The 24,674-nt window shown below is 66.4% G+C and carries 25 protein-coding genes; 4 read left to right on the top strand and 21 right to left on the bottom strand.

What is annotated here, in order from left to right; translation table 11 throughout:
- The first annotated feature begins 134 nt into the window (after positions 1-134).
- The gene (locus J2X57_RS19065) at positions 135-704 is read left to right on the top strand and encodes a DNA-3-methyladenine glycosylase I (protein WP_309869419.1); all 570 of its coding nucleotides are present in this window, start codon (positions 135-137) and stop codon (positions 702-704) included.
- Here J2X57_RS19065 and bioC read toward each other — a convergent pair.
- Genes bioC through bioB form a run of 5 tightly spaced genes read right to left on the bottom strand, consistent with a single transcriptional unit; the run spans position 681 to position 5,326 of the window.
- On the bottom strand, positions 681-1,568 hold the full coding sequence (gene bioC, locus J2X57_RS19060) for a malonyl-ACP O-methyltransferase BioC (RefSeq protein WP_036116601.1): 888 nt from the start codon (positions 1,566-1,568) through the stop codon (positions 681-683). The two genes, J2X57_RS19065 and bioC, sit on opposite strands and share 24 nt — an antisense overlap.
- Entirely contained in the window at positions 1,565-2,338 is a 774-nt protein-coding gene (bioH, locus tag J2X57_RS19055; RefSeq protein ID WP_309869416.1) for a pimeloyl-ACP methyl ester esterase BioH, read from the bottom strand. The genes bioC and bioH overlap by 4 nt, the downstream gene beginning before the upstream one ends.
- A complete protein-coding gene (locus J2X57_RS19050; protein WP_309869413.1) occupies positions 2,335-3,102 on the bottom strand; it encodes a sulfurtransferase in 768 nt (255 codons plus the stop codon). The genes bioH and J2X57_RS19050 overlap by 4 nt, the downstream gene beginning before the upstream one ends.
- Positions 3,102-4,322, bottom strand: a complete 1,221-nt coding sequence (gene bioF, locus J2X57_RS19045; protein ID WP_309869411.1) for an 8-amino-7-oxononanoate synthase — start codon at positions 4,320-4,322, stop codon at positions 3,102-3,104. The genes J2X57_RS19050 and bioF overlap by 1 nt, the downstream gene beginning before the upstream one ends.
- Entirely contained in the window at positions 4,319-5,326 is a 1,008-nt protein-coding gene (gene bioB, locus J2X57_RS19040; RefSeq protein ID WP_309869409.1) for a biotin synthase BioB, read from the bottom strand. The genes bioF and bioB overlap by 4 nt, the downstream gene beginning before the upstream one ends.
- A gap of 138 nt (positions 5,327-5,464) precedes the next feature.
- Between bioB and J2X57_RS19035 the strand changes: the two genes are divergently transcribed.
- Complete coding sequence (locus tag J2X57_RS19035; protein ID WP_043691718.1) at positions 5,465-5,671, top strand: hypothetical protein; 207 nt, start codon at positions 5,465-5,467, stop codon at positions 5,669-5,671.
- Between the two features lie 15 nt (positions 5,672-5,686).
- Complete coding sequence (locus J2X57_RS19030; protein WP_239708937.1) at positions 5,687-6,478, top strand: ComF family protein; 792 nt, start codon at positions 5,687-5,689, stop codon at positions 6,476-6,478.
- Here the strand turns inward: J2X57_RS19030 and ubiA are convergent.
- The 8 genes from ubiA to J2X57_RS18990 all read right to left on the bottom strand — a co-directional run bounded on the left by ubiA (position 6,405) and on the right by J2X57_RS18990 (position 14,643).
- Positions 6,405-7,418: a 4-hydroxybenzoate octaprenyltransferase gene (ubiA, locus tag J2X57_RS19025; protein WP_309869405.1), complete on the bottom strand. Its 1,014-nt coding sequence runs from the start codon at positions 7,416-7,418 to the stop codon at positions 6,405-6,407. The genes J2X57_RS19030 and ubiA overlap by 74 nt on opposite strands.
- A gap of 120 nt (positions 7,419-7,538) precedes the next feature.
- A complete protein-coding gene (locus J2X57_RS19020; RefSeq protein ID WP_156128470.1) occupies positions 7,539-7,697 on the bottom strand; it encodes a hypothetical protein in 159 nt (52 codons plus the stop codon).
- An 82-nt stretch (positions 7,698-7,779) separates the two neighbouring features.
- The gene (locus J2X57_RS19015) at positions 7,780-9,264 is read right to left on the bottom strand and encodes a mannitol dehydrogenase family protein (RefSeq protein ID WP_309869403.1); all 1,485 of its coding nucleotides are present in this window, start codon (positions 9,262-9,264) and stop codon (positions 7,780-7,782) included.
- Between the two features lie 2 nt (positions 9,265-9,266).
- Entirely contained in the window at positions 9,267-10,343 is a 1,077-nt protein-coding gene (locus J2X57_RS19010) for an ABC transporter ATP-binding protein (RefSeq protein WP_309869400.1), read from the bottom strand.
- Between the two features lie 10 nt (positions 10,344-10,353).
- Positions 10,354-11,184, bottom strand: coding sequence for a carbohydrate ABC transporter permease (locus tag J2X57_RS19005; RefSeq protein ID WP_036116587.1), 831 nt, complete (start codon positions 11,182-11,184; stop codon positions 10,354-10,356).
- A 10-nt stretch (positions 11,185-11,194) separates the two neighbouring features.
- Positions 11,195-12,073, bottom strand: coding sequence for a sugar ABC transporter permease (locus tag J2X57_RS19000; RefSeq protein WP_036116586.1), 879 nt, complete (start codon positions 12,071-12,073; stop codon positions 11,195-11,197).
- Positions 12,073-13,431 (bottom strand): sugar ABC transporter substrate-binding protein, encoded by a 1,359-nt coding sequence (locus tag J2X57_RS18995; RefSeq protein WP_051944087.1) that lies wholly within the window; start codon positions 13,429-13,431, stop codon positions 12,073-12,075. Before J2X57_RS18995 ends, J2X57_RS19000 begins: the two co-directional genes overlap by 1 nt.
- A gap of 285 nt (positions 13,432-13,716) precedes the next feature.
- The gene (locus J2X57_RS18990) at positions 13,717-14,643 is read right to left on the bottom strand and encodes an AraC family transcriptional regulator (RefSeq protein ID WP_081907616.1); all 927 of its coding nucleotides are present in this window, start codon (positions 14,641-14,643) and stop codon (positions 13,717-13,719) included.
- Between the two features lie 48 nt (positions 14,644-14,691).
- Between J2X57_RS18990 and J2X57_RS18985 the strand changes: the two genes are divergently transcribed.
- Entirely contained in the window at positions 14,692-15,291 is a 600-nt protein-coding gene (locus J2X57_RS18985) for a short chain dehydrogenase (protein ID WP_036116583.1), read from the top strand.
- Between the two features lie 17 nt (positions 15,292-15,308).
- On the opposite strand, the gene ilvN is transcribed toward J2X57_RS18985, so the two are convergent.
- The 8 genes from ilvN to J2X57_RS18945 form a co-directional block, all read right to left on the bottom strand.
- Positions 15,309-15,788, bottom strand: coding sequence for an acetolactate synthase small subunit (gene ilvN, locus J2X57_RS18980; RefSeq protein WP_036116582.1), 480 nt, complete (start codon positions 15,786-15,788; stop codon positions 15,309-15,311).
- Between the two features lie 2 nt (positions 15,789-15,790).
- Positions 15,791-17,584: a biosynthetic-type acetolactate synthase large subunit gene (ilvB, locus tag J2X57_RS18975; protein WP_081907675.1), complete on the bottom strand. Its 1,794-nt coding sequence runs from the start codon at positions 17,582-17,584 to the stop codon at positions 15,791-15,793.
- A gap of 166 nt (positions 17,585-17,750) precedes the next feature.
- Positions 17,751-18,773, bottom strand: a complete 1,023-nt coding sequence (gene ilvC, locus J2X57_RS18970) for a ketol-acid reductoisomerase (protein WP_079522792.1) — start codon at positions 18,771-18,773, stop codon at positions 17,751-17,753.
- A 78-nt stretch (positions 18,774-18,851) separates the two neighbouring features.
- Positions 18,852-20,588 carry a dihydroxy-acid dehydratase gene (gene ilvD / locus J2X57_RS18965; protein WP_309869449.1) on the bottom strand — a complete coding sequence of 579 codons (1,737 nt, stop codon included), beginning with the start codon at positions 20,586-20,588 and terminating at the stop codon, positions 18,852-18,854.
- A gap of 26 nt (positions 20,589-20,614) precedes the next feature.
- The gene (gene leuB, locus J2X57_RS18960) at positions 20,615-21,679 is read right to left on the bottom strand and encodes a 3-isopropylmalate dehydrogenase (protein WP_043691725.1); all 1,065 of its coding nucleotides are present in this window, start codon (positions 21,677-21,679) and stop codon (positions 20,615-20,617) included.
- A complete protein-coding gene (gene leuD, locus J2X57_RS18955) occupies positions 21,676-22,272 on the bottom strand; it encodes a 3-isopropylmalate dehydratase small subunit (RefSeq protein WP_036116577.1) in 597 nt (198 codons plus the stop codon). The genes leuB and leuD overlap by 4 nt, the downstream gene beginning before the upstream one ends.
- Positions 22,269-23,684 (bottom strand): 3-isopropylmalate dehydratase large subunit, encoded by a 1,416-nt coding sequence (gene leuC, locus J2X57_RS18950; protein WP_036116575.1) that lies wholly within the window; start codon positions 23,682-23,684, stop codon positions 22,269-22,271. Before leuC ends, leuD begins: the two co-directional genes overlap by 4 nt.
- On the bottom strand, positions 23,681-24,628 hold the full coding sequence (locus J2X57_RS18945) for a branched-chain amino acid transaminase (protein WP_036116573.1): 948 nt from the start codon (positions 24,626-24,628) through the stop codon (positions 23,681-23,683). Before J2X57_RS18945 ends, leuC begins: the two co-directional genes overlap by 4 nt.
- Positions 24,629-24,674: the final 46 nt, after the last annotated feature.

The following is a 24,674-nucleotide window of genomic DNA, read 5'->3' as shown; positions in this document are numbered from 1 at the left end:
AGTGTCGGTGCGGGCGGATGCACTTCGATGGTGTTCCCCGCATTCGCACGTTCCCAGCCTGTGTTCGCGGACATCGTCGTGTGCGTCCGGCTTCATATGCTTGTCCCCCTTCGGACGAACCGTGAGGTGGGGACATGCGCTGCGACTGGGCGGAGCGAAGCGAGGTGGAGCGTCGGTTCCACGACACCGAGTGGGGCGTGCCGCTGTATGACGACACGCGCCTCTTCGAGCATCTGACGCTTCATGGCGCGCGCGCGGGTCTCGCCCTGCGTCTGGTGCTGGATAAGCGTGAGAACTACCGCCGCGCATTCCATGGTTTCGACATCGGGCGGGTGGCCGGGATGAGCGACGCCGAGCTTGCGGCCCTCGCGCTCGACCGCGGACTGATACGACATCGCCTGAAACTCGCATCCGTGCGCGGCAACGCGCGTGGATGCCAGCGTATTGTCGAAGACGCCGGCTCGCTGTCGGCTTACCTGTGGGACTTTGTCGGCGGCGCGCCGGTGATCCATGCATGGCAGCGGGCGGGCGACGTCCCCTGTCGCAGTGAAGCGTCGGACCGGATGAGCGCCGCGTTGCGCCAGCGTGGATTTCGCTTCGCGGGTACCGCGCTCTGCTACGCGCTGATGCAATCCGCCGGCATGGTCAACGACCACCTGGCGCGGTGCGAGTGCTCGCGATCAGAACGGAGTCTTCCGCCGTGAGCCACGCAGGTTTTCGATGGGAAAGCTTGCGATCTCACCGCCGCCTTCGCGGCGCGACTGACCCGCGGGCGGACCCCATGCGTGCGCGGTAACGACTTCCCAGGTCGACGGAATGACGCCGTCGCTTCGCATGGCTTCGTACGCGTCGATCATGCGCTTGTAGTGCTGTTTGCCGGTGAGGCCGCGCGCACGGTCGGCATCGGCGTTGTTGGCACCCAGGCCCTTCAGCTCGTCGAGTACGGCGCGCGGCGTCGGGTATGTCAGGGTGTAGCGCTCGGCGAACAGCACCGGGTCCTTCAGTCCCTGCGCGAGCATCGCGTCGCCGACATCGTGCATGTCGAGAAAGCGTGCCACATGGGCGCGCTGATCGGCTTCGGCCCAGGCGGCACGCAATTCGGTCAGCGTGTCCGGGCCAAACGTCGAGAAGGTGAGCAGGCCACCGGGCTTGAGCACGCGCGCGCACTCGGCGAAAAGTCGCGACAGGTCCTCGCACCACTGAAAACAGAGATTGGAGAAGAGGATATCGACGCTTCGATCCGGCACCGGCAGCGTGTACGCATCGGCGACGACGCGGCCGAACGGCTTCAGCCAGCTGGCATGCTGCTTCGCCTGCTTCAGCATCGGCAGCGCGAGGTCGACCGCGATCACCTGGGCCTTCGGGTAACGCTTCTTCAGGGCGGCGCTGCCGCGTCCCGTTCCGGCGCCCACGTCGAGTACGACCTCGGGCACCTGCTCGAAGATCTCCAGGCGCTCGACCAGCGTCGACTGCACTTCGCGCTGTAGCGCGTCGTGTTTTTCGTAGGTGCCTGCGGCACGGCCGAAGTTACGTCGGACCTGGCGTCGATCGAAATGGAAGTCGCTCATGGATTCGCGTCGGTGAACTGCGTGAGGACTTCCGCCACGGCGGCGGCGTGTCCGATAAAGGGGGCGTGCCCGGCATGGGCGATTTCTTCGAACCGTCCGCCGGCCGCTTCCGCGGACCAGCGCATCGTGTCGGGATGGACGATGCGGTCGCGACGACCGGCTATCCAGAGGCTCGGGCGAGCGATCTCGTGCAGGCGCGGTCGCAGGTCGGTGGCCTCGAGGAGTCGCAGGCCTTCCATCAGCACGCGCGGATCGGGCTCGCCGCGCGAGAACGCCTCGTCCTTCAGGCGTCGCGCCTCCGCGCGCGGGTCGGCGCTACCCATGGCTTCGAGTGCGATGAAGCGTTCGACCGTCGCGCGGTAGTCCGCATCGAGGTCCGCCGCCAGCTTCCGCACCATCGCTGCATCGTTGCCATGCGGCCAGTTCTCGTCTTTCACGAAGCACGGCGTGGAGCACACCGGCACCACGGCGCGGACGTGCTCAGGCAGGTCGAGTGCCGCCACGAGCGCGACCAGTCCGCCCATCGACCAGCCCAGCCACACGGCGGGCGGGGTGACTTCGGCGATGGCGCGCGCGCATGCCAGCGGCTCGAGCGGGATGTCGGAGTCGCGGGAATAACCGTGGCCCGGCAGATCCACGACATACATCGTGAAACGGTCGGCAAGCGCTTCGATCAGTGGCGCGAGGATGCCGCCGTGCATGGCCCAGCCATGGATCATCACCAGCGGCGTCGGGCCGGCACCATGCGTCTCGATATGCAGGCCGGTCATGCGGCGGGGCTCGGCGCCAGGCCCGGGTCGACCGCGCCACGATCGTCGAAGACGAAGCAGTCGCCGCGCCAGTGCGCGCCTCCGACTTCCTCGAAGTATTTGAGGATGCCGCCTTCGAGCTGGAAGACGCGATCGATACCGATCCCCGCCATGTGGATGGCCGCCTTCTCGCAGCGGATGCCGCCCGTGCAGAACGACACCACCGTCTTGCCATCGAAGCGCGCGCGGTCGGCGGCGACGGCGTCGGGAAACGCCGTGAAGCTGGCGATGCCGTACTCCACCGTGTTCTCGAACGTGCCGGCCGCCACTTCGTAATCGTTGCGCGTATCGACCAGCACCACTTCACGGCCGTCATCGTCATGGCCCTGATCGAGCCAGCGGCGCAGATCGGTCGGCAGGACATGCGGCGCGCGGCCCGCCCCGGGGCGGATCGCAGGCGCGCGCATGGTGATGATTTCCTTCTTCAGGCGTACGCGCATGCGGCTGAACGGCACGTCGTCCGAAAGGCTCTCCTTCGGTGCGATATCCGCGAAGCGGGCGTCCTCGTGCAGCCAGGCCATGAACGACGCGATGGCCTCACGCGGCGCGGCCAGAAACAGGTTGATCCCTTCCGGCGCCAGCAGGATCGTGCCCTTCAGCGCCAGGGCGTCGCAGCGCGCGACAAAGTGCGCGCGCAGGTCTTCCAGGTCGTCCAGGGCGACGAACTTGTAGGCGGAAATATTGAGGATCGACATGGGCATGGCGTGGGGCGTGCGGTCGTCCATTATACGGCCACGTCCTGCCGGGGGCGGGGCAGCGCCGCCAGGGCATCCAGCAAGCCGTCGATGCGGTCGGGCGTATGTGTCGCGGACAGCGTGATGCGCAGGCGCGCCGCTCCGCGAGGCACCGTCGGCGGGCGAATCGCCACCACGAGGAAGCCGGCGGCCTCGAGCGCGCGCGCGGCGGCCATCGCGTCGTCGGCCCCGCCGATCAGCAGGGGCTGGATCGCCGTGGGGGAGGGCATGAGCGACAGCCCGATCTGGGCCGCTCCCGCCCGGAAACGGGCGATGTTCTCCCGGAGACGCTCGCGCCGGCCTTCCGGATCCCTGCGGACCAGTCGGAGCGCGGCTCGCGTGCTGGCCGCGAGCGCCGCGGGCATCGCCGTCGTGTAGATGTAAGACCGGGCGAACTGAACGATCGCCTCGATGACCGCGGCGTCGCCGGCGACGAAAGCCCCGGCGCTGCCGAGGGCCTTTCCCAGCGTGCCCATCAGGACGGGCACCGCGCTCGCATCGAGCCCCGCCGCCGCCACCGAGCCCGCGCCCTCCGGGCCGAGCACGCCCAGGCCGTGCGCGTCATCCACATAAAGCGTGGCCTGGCGCGCGTGGCAGACCCGGGCCAGTTCGGCCAGCGGGGCGATATCGCCGTCCATGCTGAACACGCCATCGGTCGCCACGAGGGCGGGCAGGTCCGGGCGTGTATCGAGTTGGCGTGCGGCGGCCTGCGCGTCGCCATGGCGATAGCGGCGCAGCTCGGCGCCGGCGAGATGGGCGCCGTCCAGCAGGCTGGCGTGGTTGAGGCGGTCCTGGACGCATAGGGCCGCCGGTTTGCCCGGCGAGGGCATCGCGCCGGCACCGAGCAGGGCCTGCAGGGCGCCGAGGTTGGCCATGACGCCGGTCGAGAAGAGCACGGCGCGTTCGCGGCCCGTCCAGTCGGCCAGTTCCTCTTCCAGCGCCGCATGTTCGCCGCGATGCCCCGAGACGAGGTGCGCGGCTCCGGTGCCGACGCCTTCAGCGAAGGCGCTGCGGGACATCGCGGCGATCAGGTCGCGATGTCCGGCCAGCCCGAGATAGTCGTTGCCACAGAAATCGATGAGCACGCGCCCGTCGATCATGCGACGGGCGCCGCCCAGGCTTTCGCAGGTTCGCGCGCGTCGCAGCAGGCCGGTCTGCTCGCGGGCCGCGCGCGCGGCCTCCAGTCGGACGAGGAGGCCCGGCCGGTTCACGCCGCGTCGGCGCGTTCGACGATGTCCGCGTGCACGGTGCCCAGCTCGATCTCGACTTCCATCGGCTTCAGGCCGAGGCGCTCGAACAGCCGACGGTCGTGCTCCACATCGGGATTGCCGGTCGTCAGCAGCTTCTCGCCATAGAAGATCGAATTGGCGCCCGCGGCGAAGCACAGCGCCTGCAGAGCGTCGTCCATCGACTCACGGCCGGCCGAAAGGCGGACGACCGAGGCCGGCATGAGGATGCGGGCGACAGCGATGCTGCGCACGAACTCGAACGGATCCAGTGCCTCGGTGCCCGCCAGCGGCGTACCGGCGACCTGCACCAGGCGATTGATCGGCACGGACTCCGGATGTTCGGGCAGGTTGGCCAGCGTCATCAGCAGGCCGGCGCGCTGGGCGCGCGATTCACCCATGCCGACGATACCGCCGCAGCAGGTCTTCATGCCGGCGTGGCGCACATGCTCCAGCGTGTCCAGGCGGTCCTGGTACTCGCGGGTGTGGATGATTTCGCCGTAGAAGTCCGGCGACGTGTCCAGGTTGTGGTTGTAGAAATCGAGGCCGGCGGACTTCAGCGTATCGGCCTGCGGCTGGGTCAGCATGCCCAGCGTGGCGCAGGTCTGCAGGCCCAGGGCCTTCACCGCGCCGACGATTTCGGCGACTTTGGCCACATCCCGATCCTTCGGCGAGCGCCACGCGGCGCCCATGCAGAAGCGGCTGGCCCCCGCATCCTTGGCGGCCTGCGCCCTGGCGACGACGGCCTCGACGCTCATCAGCTTCTCGGCTTTGACGCCGGTGGCGTAGCGCGCCGCCTGCGGACAGTAGGCGCAGTCCTCGGGGCAGCCGCCCGTCTTGATGGAGAGCAGGGTCGAAACCTGCACGGCATTGGGGTCGTGATACGCACGGTGCACGCTCTGCGCCTGGAAGAGCAGGTCGTTGAACGGCAGGGCGAAAAGGTGCTCGACCTCTTCGCGGGACCAGTCGTGGCGTAGGGCTGCGGTCATGGTGGGATCCCGGGGACGAAGGCGCGCAGTGTGGAAAGGTCGGCTCGCACTGTCAACCTTAACGGCTATTCGCGGGTTTACGGTCGGACGACGCGTGCCGCCGTACGATGGGGACAACGACCTTCGCGGAGACCATCTATGAGCGCTGGACAAGGCAGCAGCGGCAACGTCATCGCCGCCGTTTGCAGTTTCTTTATCCCGGGCCTGGGTCAGCTGGTCCAGGGCCGCGTCTTCAAGGCACTGATCATGTTCGTGCTGGCGGCCCTCCTCTGGATCGTCTGGCTCGGCTGGATCATCCACCTGTGGTCGATCGTCGACGCCGCGATGTTCCGGCGGCGCGACTGACGCGGCCTGCGACGCATGGATGCGTCCCGGTACCGTCCGTGGCTGAACGCGGCGACGCGATTCCTCCTGTCGCCGCGTTGTCTGGTCTGCGAGGCCGACGGGATGGATGGCCGGGCGCTTTGCGGAGCGTGCGGTTCCGGCCTGGTCCGTAACGACGTCTGCTGCGGCCGGTGTGCTGTCCCGCTTCCGGTAGCCGTGGCCGAATGCGATGCGTGCCGCCAGCGCGAGAGGCCGTGGGCCGATCTCTGGGTGCCGTTCGTCTACACCTGGCCGATCGACGTGCTGGAGGCCCGTTTCAAGTTCGCGGGAAGCCTTGTCGCCGGGCGGGTGCTCGCTGACGCGTGGCTAGCCGCCGGCCAACCGCCGACCATGCCCGAGCTCATCCTGCCCGTGCCGTTGCACACGTCCCGCCTGCGCTCCCGTGGCTACAATCAGGCGCTCGAACTCGCTCGTCCGCTGGGCAGGCATCTGGGTATTCCTGTCAGGCACGACGTGCTCAGCCGGGTGAAGCGGACTGCGGCGCAGACCGAACTCGACGCGCTCACGCGCGCGCGTAACGTACGCGGCGCCTTCGACGTAAGGCGCATGCCGCCGCAACGTCACGTGGCGTTGCTCGATGACGTCATGACCACCGGCGCGACGCTGGGCGAATGCGCGCAGTTGCTGATCGAAGCCGGCATCCCTCGGGTGGATGTGTGGGCCCTGGCGCGCACGCCGGCGCCGGGCATGCCGCTTACAGGGCCAGCGCCACCACGATCCCCACCCACAACGCCAGGCCCACCCAGTTGTTCTGGCGGAACGCCGTAAGGCACGCCTGGCGATCGCGGTCGCGCATGATCCATTGCTGCCAGGCGAAGAGCCCCGTCGTGGCGGCGAGCGCTAGCCAGTACGGCCAGCCCAGCCCCGAACGTGTGCCCACCAGCAACATGGCGAGCAGGAAGGTGCCCATCAGGATGCCGATGATGACGAGGTCCGCATCGGCGAACAGGATGGCCGTGGATTTCGCGCCGGCCTTGATGTCGTCCTCGCGGTCGACCATGGCGTACTCGGTGTCGTAAATCACCGACCAGATGATGTTGGCGATGAAGAGCAGCCACGCCACCGGCGGCACCGTGTCGGTTACGGCGGCGAACGCCATCGGGATCGACCAGCCGAAGGCCGCGCCGAGCACCACCTGGGGCAGGTTGGTGTAGCGCTTGGAGAACGGGTACACCGCCGCGAGCGCCGCGCCGGCGAATGACAGCAGGATGGTCAGCATGTTGGTAAACAGGACCAGCACGAAAGAAAAAACGAGAAGCCCGGCGAACACGTAGAGCGCTTCGCGCGGCGTCACTCGCCCACTGGCGATCGGCCGTCCGGCCGTCCGCGCGACCTGAGGGTCGAGCTTGCGGTCGGCGTAGTCGTTGATCGCGCAGCCGGCGGAGCGCATGGCGAACACGCCGAGGGTGAAGATGATCAACGGGCCGACCGGCGGGAAGTCTTTCGCGGCGAGCCACAGTGCCCACCAGGTTGGCCACAGGAGCAGTAGCGCGCCGATGGGGCGGTCCATGCGGGTGAGGACGAGATAGGCGTGGATCTTCTCGCGACGGGCCGCGGGCAAGCCCTTGAGCAGGAAGGCAAGCACGCGTTCGGCGCTGGTGGACGCGTCGGCGGGGCGTGCGGCTACGTCGGGCGCGGGCGCTACTGCTTTGCGCGCGGTGGTCGGCGCCTTGCGTCGCGGGGCTGGCTTCTTCGGTGTCGGACTCATGCCGTGAAGTCTAGCCGCTGAAGCGGTGACCGCGTCATCGCTTCGCGGGGATTCGCCGGCGGGACTGCGTCACACAGAAGCGAGTCAAAAAAAAGGGCGCCTCTCGGCGCCCGGGGTCGATCAAGGTTCCAGCGGCTCGATGGGATCATCGTTGACTGGCGGCTCAGGGTCCGCGTCGCGCTCCGGCTTATAGCTGCCGGGCTGGCGGATCTCATCTTCCGGGCGGTTCTTGCCCGGTTCGGCAAAGGGCGGCTGCGGGTTGGTCGGATTGTAGGGCATGGTGGGGACTCCACTTGCTACGAGGTCGGGGGACCACCGTAGGATCGGGTAAGTGAAGTCCCTGAGATCGCCCCATGAAACCTCAGTCGACGAGGGAGTCGAGGTTCTCCAACGTTTTGCGTACGCCCTGCTTTTCCAGCGATTCCACGTAAATGTCGTACTGCCGGCGGAATCGCTTGTCGCTGGCGGGCAACGGACCCACCAGTTCGACGCTTTCGATCAGCGCGTCTTTCGAACCGCTGTCGATCAGCGGCTGGACGAGACGCATCGCATTCGGTTCGCGCAACGGATACGTCTCACCGCTGTCGTCCTTGCCGACGCGTACATAGCGGTCGAAGGTCGCCAGCAGGAAGGCCACGCGGCGGGCATCTCTGCCGTCTTCCAGACACGCGGTAATCGTCGGCCCCAGGAACCCGGGGATCTTCGAGCCGCCATCGAGGCACAGCCGGTCCAGCTGGTCCGCGATCGACGCGTTGCTGAACCGGTCGAGCAGCTTCTTCTTGTAGGGCCCGAGATCCATGCCTGGCAGCGACTTCAGCCAGACGCCCGCGTCGTCGTCGAGAAAGGCGGTGAGGTACGCGTTGAACAGAGGATCCTTCACGGCGATGTCGACCCGACGGTGGCCGGCCAGGAAGGCCGGATACGCCAGCATCTGGTGGGAGCCGTTGAGCAGCCGGATCTTGGCATCCTCGTACGGCGAGACGTCGTCGACGATCTGCACGCCGTGCTTCTCCCACGATGGCCGACCGTGTCGGAACTTGTCCTCGAGTACCCACTGGATGAAGTCTTCGCAGACCACGGGCGCCTGATCGTCGAGGCCGGTCGCGGCATTGAGTTCGTCGCGCACCTTCGCCGTGGTCGCCGGCGTGATGCGATCGACCATGGCGTTGGGGAAGTCGACCTCCCGGTCGATCCAGTCCGCCAGTTCGTCCGACCGTGCCTTCGCGAACGCGAGCACGGCGCGCTTCGCCTGCGCACCGTTGTGTCGAAGGTTGTCGCACGACATCACGGTGAACGCGTCCACGCCGGCGGCACGGCGCTTTTCCAGCGCGCCGACGATGAAGCCGAATACGCCCTTCGGCGTGTCCGGATGCTTCAGGTCATAGGCCACCGTCTCATCGTCGAGCCGGAACGTCCCGTGCTCATCGATCAGGTAGCCACCTTCCGTGATCGTCAGCGAGACGATACGGATGGCCGGGTCGGCGAGGCGGTCGAGCACCCTGGTACCGTCATCGGGCGCATAAAGGTAGTCGACCATGGCGCCGACGACGTGCGTCGTCCGCTCGCCGCGTGGATCGTATTCGCTGACTGAATACAGGCCCTGCTGGGCCTTGAACGCCTCCGCCAGCGGGCGGTCGTGCTCGAGCAGGTTGATGCCCAGAATGCCCCACGTATGCATCGCGGGATCGGACAGCGTGTGATGGGTATAGATCGCCAGGTGCGCACGATGAAACGCGCCGACGCCGATATGCGCGATGCCGGCGGTGACCTTCGTGCGGTCGAAAGGCGGTGCGTCGACGCCCTGGGGAAGGCGGTCGAGCGAGTCGTTACGGAGGGGGAAGGCCATGGTCAGACTCGTGGAGGATGATGAATGGCGACGTCGTTGGCATCGAAGACGTGAGCGTGCGTCAGGTCGAGGCGGATGCAGATGTCGCGACCGGCGCGTCGCTCGAAGTCGCCTTCCGCGCGCACCGTGATCGAGCCGACCTGCGGCACGTCGACGTAAGCATAGGTTTCGCTGCCAAGCCGCTCGACGACGCTGAGCTTGCCGTTGATCGTCTCGCCGCTACCGTCGCCGTCACACACGCGAAGGTGTTCCGGGCGAATGCCGATAGTGACCTTGCCGGTGGCTTCGACGCCGGCCACGCTGACGGTATTGCCGTTGGCGAGGCGGAACGTACCGCCTTCGGCTGTCGCCTCGAGGAAGTTCATCTGCGGCATGCCGAGGAACCCGGCGACGAACTTGTTCACCGGCTTGTGATACAGCGCCATCGGTTTGCCGATCTGCTCGATACGCCCGTGGCTGAAGATCGCGATGCGATCCGCCAGCGTCATGGCTTCGACCTGATCGTGGGTGACGTAGATCATCGTCGCGTTGAGTTCGGTGTGCAGCCGGGCGATCTCGAGGCGCGTCGCCGCACGCAGCGCGGCATCGAGGTTGGACAGCGGCTCGTCGAACAGGAATACGCGCGGTTCGCGGGTGATGGCGCGACCGATCGCGACACGCTGGCGCTGACCGCCGGAGAGTGCGGACGGCTTGCGGTCGAGGTACGGTTCCAGGGCGAGGATCTTCGTCGCCCTGGCCACCTTCTCGTCGATCGCGCGCTGGTCCGTCTTCGCCAGCTTCAGCGCGAACGACATGTTCTCGCGCACGGTCATGTGCGGATAGAGCGCGTAGCTCTGGAACACCATGGCAAGGTCGCGCTTATCCACCGGCTTATCGGTGATGTCGTCCTTGTCGAGCAGGATCTGCCCGTCGTCGGCCTCTTCGAGGCCGGCGATCAGACGCAGCGTGGTGGACTTGCCGCAGCCCGAAGGCCCGAGGAAGACGCAGAACTCGCGATCCTCCACGACGAGGTCGATGCCCTTGATGACGTCGACGCCCTCGAAAGACTTGCGCAGCTGACGGATTTCCAGACGGGACATGGGTGGCTCCTTATTTGACTGCGCCGAAGGTGAGACCGCGGACGAGCTGTCGCTGCGACAGCCAGCCGAGCACCAGGATGGGTGCGCAGGCCAGGGTCGACACGGCGGACAACTTCGCCCAGAACAGCCCCTCGGGACTGGAGAACGAGGCCACCAGCGCGGTCAGTGGCGCGGCGCTGGCGGTGGTGAGGTTGAGCGACCAGAACGCTTCGTTCCACGAGAGGATCAGGCAGAGCAGCGCGGTCGAGGCGAGGCCGCCGCGGCTCACCGGGATCAGTACCCGGAACATCGTCTGCGTGGTGCTGGCGCCATCCATGCGGGCCGCTTCGAGGATGTCGTACGGAATGTCGCGGAAGTACGTGTAGATCATCCAGACCATGATCGGCAGGTTGATCAGCGCGAAGATGATCACCAGCGCGGTCTTCGAATCGAGCATGTTCAGATCGCGGCAGATCAGGTAGATCGGCACGAGCACGCCCACGCTCGGCAGCATCTTGGTCGAGAGCATCCACAGCAGCACGCTCTTGGTCTTCATCGTCGGGTGGTACGCGAAGGCGTACGCCGCCGGCACCGCCACGATCATGCCGAGGATGGTGGCGCCGCCCGCCGTCACGATGGAATTCCACGCGTAGTGCAGGTAATTCGCACGGGCCAGGATCTGCTCGTAGTTCTCCAGGGTCGGCGCGAACAGGAAGTGCGGCGGCATGCTGAAGGCATCCAGCTCGGACTTGAAGCTGGTCAGCACCATCCAGAGGATCGGAAAGAACATGACGAACGCGACGATCCATGAAGCGACGATGCGTAGCGTGCGGGCGAGGGGGTTGCGGGTCTTCTTGGCCATGGCTGTCTCCTCACGCCTTCTCGGTCAACGACTTGCCGATCAGGCGGATGAGGAACACCGCCATGATGTTGGCCAGTACCACGGCGACCAGACCGCCGGCCGACGCGGCACCCACGTCGAATTCGAGCAGCGCCTGCGTGTACACCAGGTACGGAATGTTGGTCGTCGCATCGCCCGGTCCGCCGTTGGTGGTGACGAAGATCTCGGCGAAGATGTTGAGCAGGAAGATCGCCTCGACCATCACCACCACGGCGATGGGGCGCGCCAGGTGAGGCAGGGTCAGATAACGGAAGATCGCGAAGCCCCGCGCACCGTCCATGCGTGCGGCTTCCATCTGCTCGCGATCCAGCGACTGCAGCGCGGTGACGAAGATCAGGATGGCGAACGGAAGCCATTCCCACGACACCACGGTGATCACGGACAGTAGCGGCCAGTCGGCGAACCAGTTCACGGGTGTGGCCCCGAAGGCCTTCCAGACCCACGCGAGAAAGCCCGATACGGGATTCATCAGCAGGTTTTTCCAGACCAGCGCCGCCACGGTGGGCATGATGAAGAACGGCGAGATCAGCAGCATGCGGACGATGCCTTGGCCCGGAAACGTCTCGTCCACCAAAACCGATATCAGCACACCGCCGACCACGGTGATCACCAGCACACTGCCCACGAGCAGGATCGTGTTGAGGATCGAGGTCCAGAAGCTCGGGTAGGTGAAGAAGTAAGCGAAGTTTTCCAGCCCGACGAAGGCCGACTTACCCGGGTAAAGCAGGTTGTAATACTGGGTCGAGAAATACAGCGTCATCGCCAGGGGCACGATCATCCATACCAGCAGCATGATGATCGCGGGCTGGGCGAGCAGCCGTTCTGGACGTTTACGGATGCGCGCGCTCATTACGGCGACTCCTTCTGGATGACCGGCTTGTTGTCGTAGTAGCCGGCACGTTTCATGGTGCGGCTGACCGCGCCCTGGGCCGTGTGCAGCAATTCATCGATGTTGCCGCGGCCAGCCAGCGCACCGGCGATCTGGCGGCCGACCAGCGTCGCCACCGCCTGGAACTCGGGAATGGAAACGATCTGAATACCCTTGTACGGCACGGGCTTGAGCGTGGGGTGCGAGGGATCGACGGCTTTCAGCGAGTCGTAGGTGACCTTTGCGAAGGGCGCCGCCTCGATGTAGCCCGCGTTCGCATATGTCGACTCACGGGTACCCGGTGGCGTCGCCTGCGCGCCGTACTTGTCCGCGACCAGCTTCAGATACGGTTTGGACGTCGCCCAGAGGATGAAGTCACGCGCCGCATCGGGCTGGCGCGTGCTGGCCGGGATCGCCAGCGACCAGACCCACAGCCACGACGAACCGCGATCGGTGATCTGATGCGGCGAGCGCGTAAAGCCGACGTTGCCGACCACCTTGCTTTCCTTCGGATCGGTGACCGTGCCGCCGCCAACGCTTGCGTCGACCCACATGGCGCATTTGCCCGCGGCGAACAGGGCGAGGTTTTCGTTGAACCCGTTATCCGACGGGCCGGGTGGCCCGTAGTTCTTGAGCAGATCGACGTAGAAATTGACCGCCTTGTGCCACTCGGGCGTATCGATCTGCGGATGCCACTGCTCGTCGAACCAGCGTCCGCCGTAACTGTTGACGATGGTGCCGAGCAGGGCCATGTTCTCGCCCCAGCCGGCCTTGCCGCGCAGGCAGATGCCGTACACGCCGTTGGCCGGGTCATGCAGCTTCTGCGCAAAGCCTTTGATCTGATCCCAGGTCGGCTCGGCCGGCATGGTCAGGTTGGCCCTGGCGAACAGATCCGTGCGGAAGTACGTAACGCTGGCTTCGGCGTAGAAAGGCACGGCATACAGGTGGTTATCCACCGTCAGCTGCTCGCGCACGTTCTTCATGACGTCGTTGACGTCGTAGTCGGCCGGCAGGTTATCAAGCGGTTTCAGCCACTGCTGCTTGCCCCATAGCGGCGCCTCGTACGCACCGATGGTGATGACATCGAACTGCCCGCCATGGGTGGCGATGTCCGTGGTCAGACGCTGACGCAGCGTGTTTTCTTCGAGCACCACCCAGTTCAGATGCACGCCGGGATGCGTGCGCTCGTACTCGGGGGACAGTGCCTGCATGCGCACCATGTCCGCGTTGTTCACGGTACCGATCGTCAGTGTCGTGTCGGCGTGGGCGGCGGAAATCCCCAGCGCTGCGAACAGCGCGGAGGCGGCTAGGGCGCCGAGCCGGTTCCGGTAATCGCTCATCGTGCCTCCCTGGGCGGCGGGCTTTCGCGCGGTGACGTATCTGCCGTCGCGTCGAAATGGATGTGCGTTTATAGGTTTTATCGCGGACGGCTCACCAATACGCGCAACGTGGTTTTCCGGTGAAAATACATACTTTTTTGCGGAAAGGCCCTCGCAGGGACGCGGGAAAACGGCGATACAACGAGCTTTATGCTGCGATGCAGCATTCCCGTTGCACGACAATAAAGTACGTAAAAACGCGAGGATGAGGATTCGGCAGTAACGGACGCGTGACGCGTCGCGACATCAAAGGTCGGCGACGGGCAGCCGATGACGCATCCGATATTCGCGCGGGGTCATCCCGGTGAGGCTCAGGAACCGACGATTGAAGTTGGAGAGATTGCTGAAACCGACCTCGTAGCAGATGTCGGTAATCGAGGCCGGTGAGCTGACCAGCTTCTCGCAGGCGTGCTGCACGCGCGTCTGGTTGACGTAGTCGATGAAGCGGTAGCCCGTGTGCTGATGGAAAAAGCGCGAGAACGCCGATTCCGACATGCCAAGGCGGTCCGCCACCGCCCTGAGCGATACGTCCCCGGTGTAATGCCGGTCGATGAAGGCCACGGCGCGGTGGAGCTTCATCGACTGGCTGGGGTCGGCCGAGGCCTGAAAGGGCCGGCTGCTGAGTGGCCGGCGCGCGGTATCTTCGGCCAGGGCCTCCACCATCTCGAAGAAGCTGGCTACCCGGCGAAGTCCCGGATGATCGGAGACGCGGCGGAACAGCGGTTCGAGCTGCCTGCCCAGCTCCGAAGAAAACTGGATACCGTAGCGGGCTTCCTCGAGCAACAGGGACTTCACGTGGCGGGCGGATGGGAAAAATTCAGTACACCGACGGACGAAGGCTTCTGAGAAAAGGATCACCCTGTCACGCAGCGGCGAGGGCTCGCATCCTGCATCGGTGACCCAGTTGTGCGGAACGTTGGGCCCGGTGAGCATCAAGGTATAAGGCGCGAAGCGGCCTTCGTAGTCGCCGACATAAGCCGTGCCCTCGGTCGCTACGATCAGGTGCAGCTCGTACGCGGGGTGGTAATGCCAGCGGATCAGCCGGCTGCGCGAGCCGTGCTCGAGGTAATGAATCGACGGTTCGTCGGACAGACCCAGCAGATCCTGCTCACGACCGAGTGCCGACGTATCGGCCATGGGTGGCGGCAGCGAAAGGGCGGCGCGACGATTCATGCGGCCGAGAGTACCCTCTCCCGCTGGCAATCTCCAAGGAGCAGTGCAATGAAGGTTCTCATCGTCGGTGCCAGTGGCACGCTGGGCCGCGCCGTGGCGGCCGAACTCGGCGAGCGCCACGAGATCGTCACGGCGGGGCGCTCGGGTGGCGATCTCCGCGTGGATCTTCGTGACAGCGAAAGCATCGAGGCCATGTACCGTGAACTGGGCAAGCTCGACGCCGTGGTTTGCGCGGCGGGCAAGGTACCGTTCGCGCCCCTGGCCGAGTTGACCGAGGCAAAATACGTCGAGGGCCTGCAGGACAAACTGCTGGGGCAGGTCCGCCTCGTCCAGCTCGGCGTCGACTCCCTTCACGACGGCGGCTCATTCACGCTGATTACCGGCATTCTCACCGAGCAGCCGATCCTGGCCGGCGCGTGCGCAAGCATGGTCAACGGCGCGGTCGAGGGTTATGTGCGTGGCGCCGCCATCGAGCTGCCGCGCGGTATCCGCATCAACGTCGTCAGCCCCAGTGTCCTGTCGGAGGCCATGGCATCGTATGGGCCGTATTTTCGGGGCTTCGAGCCGGTCGGCGCGGCGCGGGCGGCGCTGGCGTTTTCGCGGTCGGTCGAGGGGCGGGAGACGGGGAAGATCTACAAGGTCTGGTAGACCATCCCGCCCCAACGTCAGGCGATCGCCAGCGGTCTTTCGATCGCGGCGATCCCGCTCCGCGCATGATCGACGATCTCGCCCGCGACACGCAGTGCGACAAGAAACGCATCCACTTCGTCGGCGCGCCCCGTGTACTCGACAACCGACTGACCCGCCGCGCGTTGCAGCATGCGCCCGCCGAACTGCGCGAGGCAGAGATCGACCGCGGCATGGCTGGCCTCGATGCGCGCCACCAGCAGCTCGCGTTCCACGTGTTCGCGGCGCGTGAGTTCGGCGATCTCGATCACGTCGATCAGTTTGGCCGACTGCTTGATGATCTGCTCGACCACGTCGTCGTCGCCGAAGATCACCAGCGTGAGTCGGGAGGCGTCCGCATCGTGCGTGGCCGCTACCGTCAGCGATTCGATGTTGTAGCCACGCGATGCGAACAGGCCCGCCACACGCGCCAGGGCGCCGGCTTCGTTCTGCAACAGCATGGAGATCAAGTGGCGCATGGTCAGAACATCCCTGTAGGTTCGGCGGTGGAGGCGATCGGCGGGTTGCGGCTGGCGATCCAGTCGCCGGTGATCATCTCGGCGTAGGTGGCGCCCGGGCCGACCATCGGATAGACGCCGGCGTCGGCATCGATCACGACTTCCAGGAAGGCGGGGCCGTCGAAGGCAAGGAAATCGGCGATCGTCGCGTCGATGGCGGCGGGGTCGTCGAGGCGCCGCGCCCATTCGAAGCCATCCGCTTGCGCGGCGCGCACGAAATCCTTCTTGTGCAGGCTCTTGTCCGACGCGGAGAAGCGGCCCTTGAAGAACAGCTTCTGCCACTGACGAACCATGCCGTCGCCGCTGTTGTTGAGCACGACGACCTTTACCGGCAGGCCATAGGTGGTGACCGTCTCCATCTCGCCGATGTTCATGCGGATGCTGGCGTCGCCATCGATGTCGATGACGGTCAGGTCGCGCCGCGCGAACTGGGCGCCGATGGCGGCGGGCAAACCAAAGCCCATGGTGCCCATCGAGCCCGAGGTGAGCCAGTGTCTGGGCTCGCGAAAATCGAAGTACTGCGCGGCCCACATCTGGTGCTGGCCCACGCCCGTAGTGATGATGGCGCGGCCGTCCGTGATGCGATTGATCGCCTGGATGACCGCGCAAGGCTGGATGGTCTCGCCGTCCCGGCAAAAATTCATCGCGTGTGTGGTCTTCAATGCGCCGACATGGTCGTGCCATGCCGCGTAGTCGGGTTTGAATCCGATGCGCCTGCCGTAATCCAGCAGTCGCTGGAGCGACACGTCGAGCGAGCCGACGTGGTGCCAGTCCACCGACTTGACCTTGCCGATTTCGGCGGGATCGATGTCGATCTGCGCGATGGCGCGTGCGCTCGGTGCGAACTTAGTCGGCACGCCCACGACGCGGTCGTCGAAGCGCGCGCCGAGGGCGAAGACGAAGTCGCTGTCGTCCATCGCATAGTTGGCATACGCCGCGCCGTGCATGCCCAGCATGTGCAGCGCGAGCGGGTCGGTGGTGTCGAAGCCGCCGATGCCCATGAGTGTGGTGACCACCGGAATGCCGAAGGCGTGTGCGAACTCACGGAGGATGGACGACGCGCCCGCCGCGATGATGCCGCCGCCCGAGTAAATCAGGGGGCGTTCGGCCCTGGCTAGGGCGTCGAAGAAGCTCGCGCAATGGGCGTCGGCGATAGTCGCCGACTCCACGGCGCGCAGCCGCGAGCGATAGCCGCGCACGGGTAATTCGCGGCGGCCTTCGAAAATGAGGGGTGCGTTCTGCACGTCCTTGGGGATATCGATCACCACGGGGCCGGGACGGCCGCTGCGCGCGATATGGAACGCGGTACGCAACGTGGCTTCGAGCGTGGAGGCGTCCGTGACCAGAAAGACGTGCTTGGCGCAAGCGCCCATGATCGTGCTGATCGGCGCCTCCTGAAAGGCATCGGTGCCGATGGCGCCCGTTGGCACCTGGCCGCAGATCACGACGACGGGAATGGAGTCGGCCATGCAGTCGCGCACCGGTGTCACGGCGTTGGTCGCGCCGGGGCCGGAGGTGACCAGGGCCACACCCACCCGCCCGGAGGCACGGGCATAGCCGGCGGCCATGAAGCAGGCCCCTTGTTCGTTGGCGGGGACGATGAGCGGCATCGGTTCGTTGCCGTCGTCTTTCGTATGCTCCGCGTTGTAACGGAACACCGCATCGTAGACGGGAAGGATCGCGCCGCCGGAGTAACCGAAGAGTACGTCGAGGCCCTCGTCGGCAAGCACTTGCACGACGATGTCGGCACCGGTCATGGCCTGGCCGGCGAGCGGGTGATTCGATGCGATGCGGCGGGTATCGCCGACGGTATCCAGTTGCGCGTTCACGTTGATATCGATTCCTTTGGCGGCGTGTAGGAGCGCGCCCTGCGCGCGACTGAGGGACATCGCGCGCAGCGCGCTCTCCTACAGGGTTTCTCGGTTATTCCGCGGTTTTGGCCGCTTCGGCGGGGGCCTTCGGCTGATTCGCCTGCAGCCACGGCATACGGGCACGCAACTGGGCGCCGACCTTCTCGATCGGGTGATCCAGATCCGCCTGTTTGAACTTCTTGTAGTTCGGCAGGCCCGCCTTGTATTCGGCCGTCCACTCACGTGCGAAGGTGCCGTCCTGGATGTCCTTGAGCACGGCCTTCATGCGTTCCTTGGTGCTGGCGTCGATCACGCGCGGACCGCGGGTGTAATCGCCGTACTGGGCCGTCTCCGAGATGAACTCGAGCATGCGCGCGATGCCGCCCTCGTAGAACAGGTCGACGATCAGCTTCAGCTCATGCATCACTTCGTAATAGGCGATCTCCGGGCGGTAGCCGGCTTCGGTCAGGGTCTCGAAACCCTTGATCACCAGCTCGGTCGCGCCACCGCAAAGGACGGCCTGCTCGCCGAACAGATCGGTCTCGGTTTCTTCCTTGAAGTCGGTCTCGATCAGCATGGCGCGAGCGCCGCCGATGCCGGCCGCATAGGCGGTGGCACGCTCGGTCGCGTGACCGGTCGCATCCTGGTGCACGGCGTACAGGCACGGGACGCCGCGACCGATCTCGTACTCGCGACGGACGAGTGCGCCGGGACCTTTCGGCGCGACCAGCACCACATCGATGTCCTTGCGCGGTTCGATCTGGCCGAAGTGGATGTTGAAGCCGTGCGCGAACAGCAACGTGGCACCCGCCTTGATGTTGGCTTCGATAGCGTCCTTGTAGATGCCAGGCTGGGTCATGTCCGGAGTCAGCACGGCGATCAGGTCGGCGCCGCGCACGGCGTCGGCGGGCTCGGCGACCGCGAAGCCGTCGTTATAGGCACGGCTCCAGGACGGGCCGCCGGCGCGCAGGCCGACGACGACGTCGAGCCCGGAGTCCTTCAGGTTGAGGGCATGCGCGCGGCCCTGGCTGCCGTAGCCGAGGACGGCGATACGGGCGTTCTGCAGGGGGGCGGTGGTGGCTTGCTTGTCGGTCACGGTGTTCTCCTTGATGCGTCGTTGTCTGAGTGGGAGCCAGGTCGGCTGGCGATTCCCGTTGATGAGTCGTCGGAACGATCAGTTGCCGATGAGCTCCTGCGTGCAGTCGTCTTCGGCGTATTCGCGGCGTGGCGGGTTAGCGATGGCGGTAGCGGGCGCATCGTCGAAGGCTTGCGTCACGGCGCCCTCGGCGGCGGAGCCGACCAGACGTGCGTACTTGGCAAGGACGCCACGGGTGACCTTCGGCGGCTCCGGTCGCCATGCCGCCCGGCGCGATGCCAGGTCCGCGTCTGTGCGGAGCTCCCGCGTCGAGGCATCGATGAAGATCGCATCGCCCTCGCGGATCAGGCCGATCGGGCCGCCGCGCGCGGCCTCCGGTGCGATGTGCCCGACCATGAATCCGTGCGTCGCGCCGCTGAAGCGACCATCGGTTATCAGCGCCACATCGTTGCCGAGCCCGCGACCGATCAGGGCGGCCGTCACCGCCAGCATCTCGCGCATGCCCGGACCACCGGCGGGTCCTTCGTTGCGGATGACCATCACGTCACCGGCACGGATACGTCCAGCCTTCACGGCGGCGAACGCTTCCTCTTCGCTCTCGAAGACGCGGGCCGGTCCGGCGTGACTGCTGCGGCCGTGGCCGGCGAGCTTCAGGATGCAGCCCTCGGGCGACAGATTGCCGTACAGGATGCTGTAGCCACCACGCGGCTTGAAGGGGCTGTCGACGGAGCGAACGACCTCCTGGCCCTCGGTGGCCGCGGGTGCGGTGTCGAGCTCGGCGAACAGGTTGCGACCGGTGACGGTCTGCGTGTCATTGAGCATGCCGCCCTTGCGCAGTTCGCGGGCGACGATGGTCGTGCCACCGGCGGCGGTCAGTTCGACGGCGCTGTAACGGCCGCCGGGCATCAGGTCGGCGATGACCGGCGTATGCGCGGAGGCCGGCTCGAAGTCTTCGATCGACAGCGGAACGCGCGCCTCGTTGGCGATGGCGAGCAGGTGCAGTACCGCGTTCGTGGAGCCGGCCGTGCCGGCCACCATGCGCGCGGCATTGTCGAACGCGCTGCGGGTCATGATGTCGCGCGGCTTGCGATCGGCCTTGAGGCACTCCATCGCCAGCTCGCCACAGCGGAAGGCGGCGTCGCGCTTCGACGGATGTGTCGCCGGGATATCGTTGAGACCGACCGGCGACAGACCCAGCGTGGTCAGCACCATCGCCATGGTGTTGGCGGTGTACTGCCCGCCGCAGGCACCCGCGCCGGGGCAGGCGTGACGCTCGACGTCTTCCAGTTCGGCATCGTCGATCTTGCCCGCGCCATGAGCGCCCACCGCTTCGAACACCTGCTGTACCGTGATGGCGCAGCCGTTGCGCGTGCCGTGATCGATGCTGCCGCCGTACAGCGCGACACCGGGGATGTTCAGGCGGGCCAGGGCCATGGCGGCGGCGGGAATGGTCTTGTCGCAGCCACACAGCACCACCATGGCATCCAGACAGTGACCGTCGACGGCCAGCTCGATCGAGTCGGTGATCACCTCACGGCTGACCAGCGACGAACGCATGCCGGTGGTGCCCATCGCGATGCCGTCGGTGACGGCGATGGTGTTGAACTCGACCGGCGTGCCGCCTGCCGCACGGACGCCTTCGGCAGCGGCTTCCGCCAGTTCACGCAGGTTGAGGTTGCACGGCGACACGTTGGACCAGCTGTGCACGATGGCGACCATCGGCCGCGCGATGGCGTCGTCGTCCAGACCGGTGGCGCGCAGCATGGCACGTGCCGGCGCGCGGTCGGGACCGGTCTTGATCGCATCGCTGCGCAGCGTGCGGATGGGGATCTTCTTGTCGTTCATGCGGCCTCCGCGTTGGCGTGACAGGCTTCCAGGACGGCGCGGGTCACGTCATGCGTGCTCGCGCTGCCGCCCAGGTCGCGGGTGAGGTTGGCGTGCTCCAGGACGTGATCCACCGCGGCTTCGATCACGGCGGCCTCGTCGGCCAGACCGAGCGAGTGACGCAGCAACATCGCGGCGGAGAGAATCGTGCCGAGCGGGTTCGCCAGCGACTGGCCGGCGATATCCGGTGCGGAACCGTGGATCGGCTCGTAGACGCCCGCGCCAGGACCGCCGATGGACGCGGAAGGGGACAGACCCAGCGAGCCGGCGAGCACCGAGGCTTCGTCGGTCAGGATGTCGCCAAACATGTTCTCGGTCACGATGACGTCGTAGTCGGCGGGACGCGTCAGCAGATGCATCGCCATGGAGTCGACCAGCTGATGTTCCAGCTCGACATCGGGGTAATCGGTGGCGACGCGCGTTGCCACCGAGCGCCACAGGCGCGATGTCTCGAGCACATTGGCCTTGTCGACCGAGGTCACCTTCCCGCGGCGTGTACGTGCCAGTTCGAAGGCATGGCGGACCACGCGTTCCACTTCTTCGACGCTGTAGCGGCATTCATCCGTCGCATCGTTCTCGCTGCGCGTTTTCGCACCGAAGTAGATGCCACCGGTGAGTTCGCGGATGAAGACCAGGTCGACACCCTTCGTCCGCTCCGCTTTCAGCGGTGACAGCGCCGCGGTGCGCGGATGCAGCTTCAGCGGGCGCACGTTGGCGAACACACCCAGCAGCTTGCGCATGGCCAGCAGGCCCTGCTCGGGACGGACCTTCGCAGCCGGATCGGACCACTTCGGACCACCGACGGCACCGAGCAGGATCGCGTCGGAAGCCAGTAAGGCTTCCCGCGTCCGCGGGGGCAGCGGATCGCCGAAGCGATCGATCGCATCGCCGCCGATGGCGTGCTCGGCGAACGTGAACTCGTGGCCGAAACGTTCGGCGATGGCGCTCAGCACGGCGACGCCGGCGTCGGCGACTTCCGGGCCGATACCGTCACCCGGCAATACGACGATCGAGGCCTTCATGCGGCTTCCTCCATGCGTGCTTCGAACGCCGCGATGTCGGCTTCCTGCTGCAGCAGGAAACCCATCTGGTCGACGCCGTTGAGCAGGCAATGACGCGAGAACGCGTCCAGATTGAAACGAATGGTGCCGCCGTCCGGCAGGCGGATGCTGCCTTCGGCGATATCGATGCGCAGTTCGACGCCGGGATTGTCGAGCAGCCAGCGGTGCTCGGCCTCGCTGACCACGATCGCCAGCAGGCCGTTCTTCAGCGAATTGCCGCGGAAGATATCCGCGATCTCGCTGGAGATCACCGCCTGGATGCCGTAGTCCAGCAGCGCCCAGGGCGCATGTTCGCGCGAGGAGCCGCAACCGAAGTTGTGGCCGGCGACGAGGATCGAGCAACCGCGCGCCGCGGGCTGATTCAGCGGGAACGCGGGGTCGTCACTGCCGTCGGCGGCGTAGCGCCAATCTTCGAAGCAATGCTTGCCCAGGCCGGTACGTTCGGTGGTGGTCAGAAAGCGCGCCGGGATGATCCGGTCGGTGTCGATGTTTTCGTTACGCAGCACCGCCGTGCGGGAATGCACATAGGCGAGCGGGCGGCTGGTCTGGCTCATGCGGCGACTTCCTGGTTCATGTAATCGCGGGGGTCGGCGACGCGGCCGGCGATCGCCGACGCGGCGGCGACCAGCGGGCTGGCCAGTACCGTGCGTGCGCCCTTGCCCTGACGACCTTCGAAATTGCGGTTGCTGGTGGCGACGACCAGCTGGCCCGGCTGGGCGAGGTCGCCGTTCATGGCGATGCACATGGAGCAGCCCGGCTCGCGCCATTCGGCACCAGCGGCGCGGAACACCTCGTGCAGCCCTTCGCGCTCGGCATCGCGACGTACCTGCTCGGAGCCCGGCACCACCAGCATGCGCACGCCGGCGGCGACGGTGCGGCCGCGCAGGATTTCCGCGGCGGCGCGCAGGTCGGACAGGCGACCGTTGGTGCAGCTGCCGACGAAGACGACGTCGACCGTCTCGCCCGTGATCGGCTTGCCCGCGGTGACCTTCATGTAGTCGAGCGCACGCTGTTCCTGCGCGTCGGCGGCGGCGGGCACGTTGCCGTGGATCGGCACGACCATGCCGGGATGGGTGCCGTAAGTGACCGACGGCTGGATCGCCGACGCGTCGATGCGGACTTCGCGGTCGTAGGTGGCGCCTGCGTCGGTGGGCAGCGCACGCCATGCGGTAACGGCGCGGTCCCAGGCTTCGCCGCGCGGCGCGCGCTCGCGGCCCTTCAGCCAGTCGAAGGTGGTCTCGTCCGGCGCGATCAGGCCTGCGCGTGCGCCTGCCTCGATCGACATGTTGCACACCGTCATGCGCTCCTCCATCGACAGCGCGCGGATGGCTTCGCCGGTGTACTCGAGCACGTAACCCGTGCCGCCACCGATACCGATCTGGCCGATGATGTGCAGGATCAGGTCTTTCGCGGTGACGCCTCGCTGCAACGCGCCGTCGACATGGATCGCGAAGGACTTCGGCTTCCGCTGCAGCAGGCACTGCGTGGCCAGCACATGGCCGACTTCCGTGGTGCCGATCCCGAAGGCCAGGGCGCCGAAGGCGCCGTGCGTGGCGGTGTGGCTGTCGCCGCAGACGATGGTCATGCCGGGCTGCGTGGCGCCCACTTCAGGTCCGGCCACATGCACGATGCCGCGTTGCGGGCTATCCCAGCCCATCAGGTCGATGCCGAACTCGGCGACATTGGACTCCAGCTTCGCGACCTGGGCTTCCGCCTCTCTCGTGTAATACGGGCGCCTGCCGTCCGCATCGGCGGGCAGCGTCGGCGTGGAATGGTCCAGCGTGGCGAGTGTGCGATCAGGGCGGCGCACCTTCAGCCCGCGTGCGCGCAACTCGTCGAAGGCCTGCGGCGACGTGACTTCATGCACCAGGTGCAGGTCGATGTAGAGAACGCCGGGCGTGCTTTCCGTTTCGGCTTTTACCTGGTGGCTGTCCCACAGCTTGTCGAACAGGGTACGCGCGCTCATGCCGCGACCCTCCCGTCCGCGGTTTCCTCGATGGGCGACAGCCAGCCCCACTGGTCTTCGGTGCGGCCGTCGAACAGCCCGAAGAAGTCGTCCTGCAACTGACGGGTGATCGGCCCCGGACGACCGCTGCCGACCGGCTTGCGGTCGACCGAACGCACGGCGGTGACTTCGGCGGCCGTGCCGGTCATGAACACTTCGTCGGCGAAGTAGAGCATTTCACGCGGCAGCGGCTGTTCGATGACCTGGAAGCCGCGCGCGCGTGCCAGCGTCAGCACGGAGTCCCGCGTGATGCCGCACAGGATCGACGAGGCGGCGGGCGGCGTGTAGATCACGCCCTTGCGCACGATGAACAGGTTCTCGCCCGCGCCTTCGCTCAGCAGTCCGTCGGTGCCCAGCGCGATGCCTTCGGCGAAGCCGCCATTGATCGCTTCGCGCGCGATCAGCTGGCTGTTGAGGTAGTTGCCGCCGGCCTTGGCCCCGCTGGGATAGGTATTGGGCGCGGCGCGGTTCCACGAGGAGACGCAGACGTCGACACCCTTCTCGATCGCGTCGGCGCCATGGTAGGCGCCCCAGGGCAAGGCGATGATCGACACGTCGACCCTGGTGTCGAGCGACGGCGCCAGGCTGAAGGTGAATCCGCTACGGAACACGATGGGACGCACGTAAGCGGACTGCAGCCCGTTCGCGGTGATGACATCGCGACAGGCCTGATTGATCGCCCTGGCGTCGTACGGCATCACCAGGTCGTATACACGCGCGGAATGGAACAGGCGCTCGGTGTGTTCTTCCAGTCGGAAATAGCGCGGGCCATCCGGCGTGGAGTACACGCGAATGCCTTCGAAGACGGAGGAGCCGTAATGCAGCGCGTGTGCGCCGACATGGACGGTGGCGTCCTGCCAGGACGTGATGCGGCCGTTGTGCCAGAGATGTTTCGGGGCTTCCATGGATCCTCCTCAGGACTGGACCGCGACGGGCGCGGCCTGGGTATCG

It is taken from the genome of Luteibacter sp. 1214 (assembly GCF_031455395.1).
Classification (GTDB): domain Bacteria; phylum Pseudomonadota; class Gammaproteobacteria; order Xanthomonadales; family Rhodanobacteraceae; genus Luteibacter; species Luteibacter mycovicinus.
This window is presented reverse-complemented; position numbering and strand designations above follow the sequence as displayed.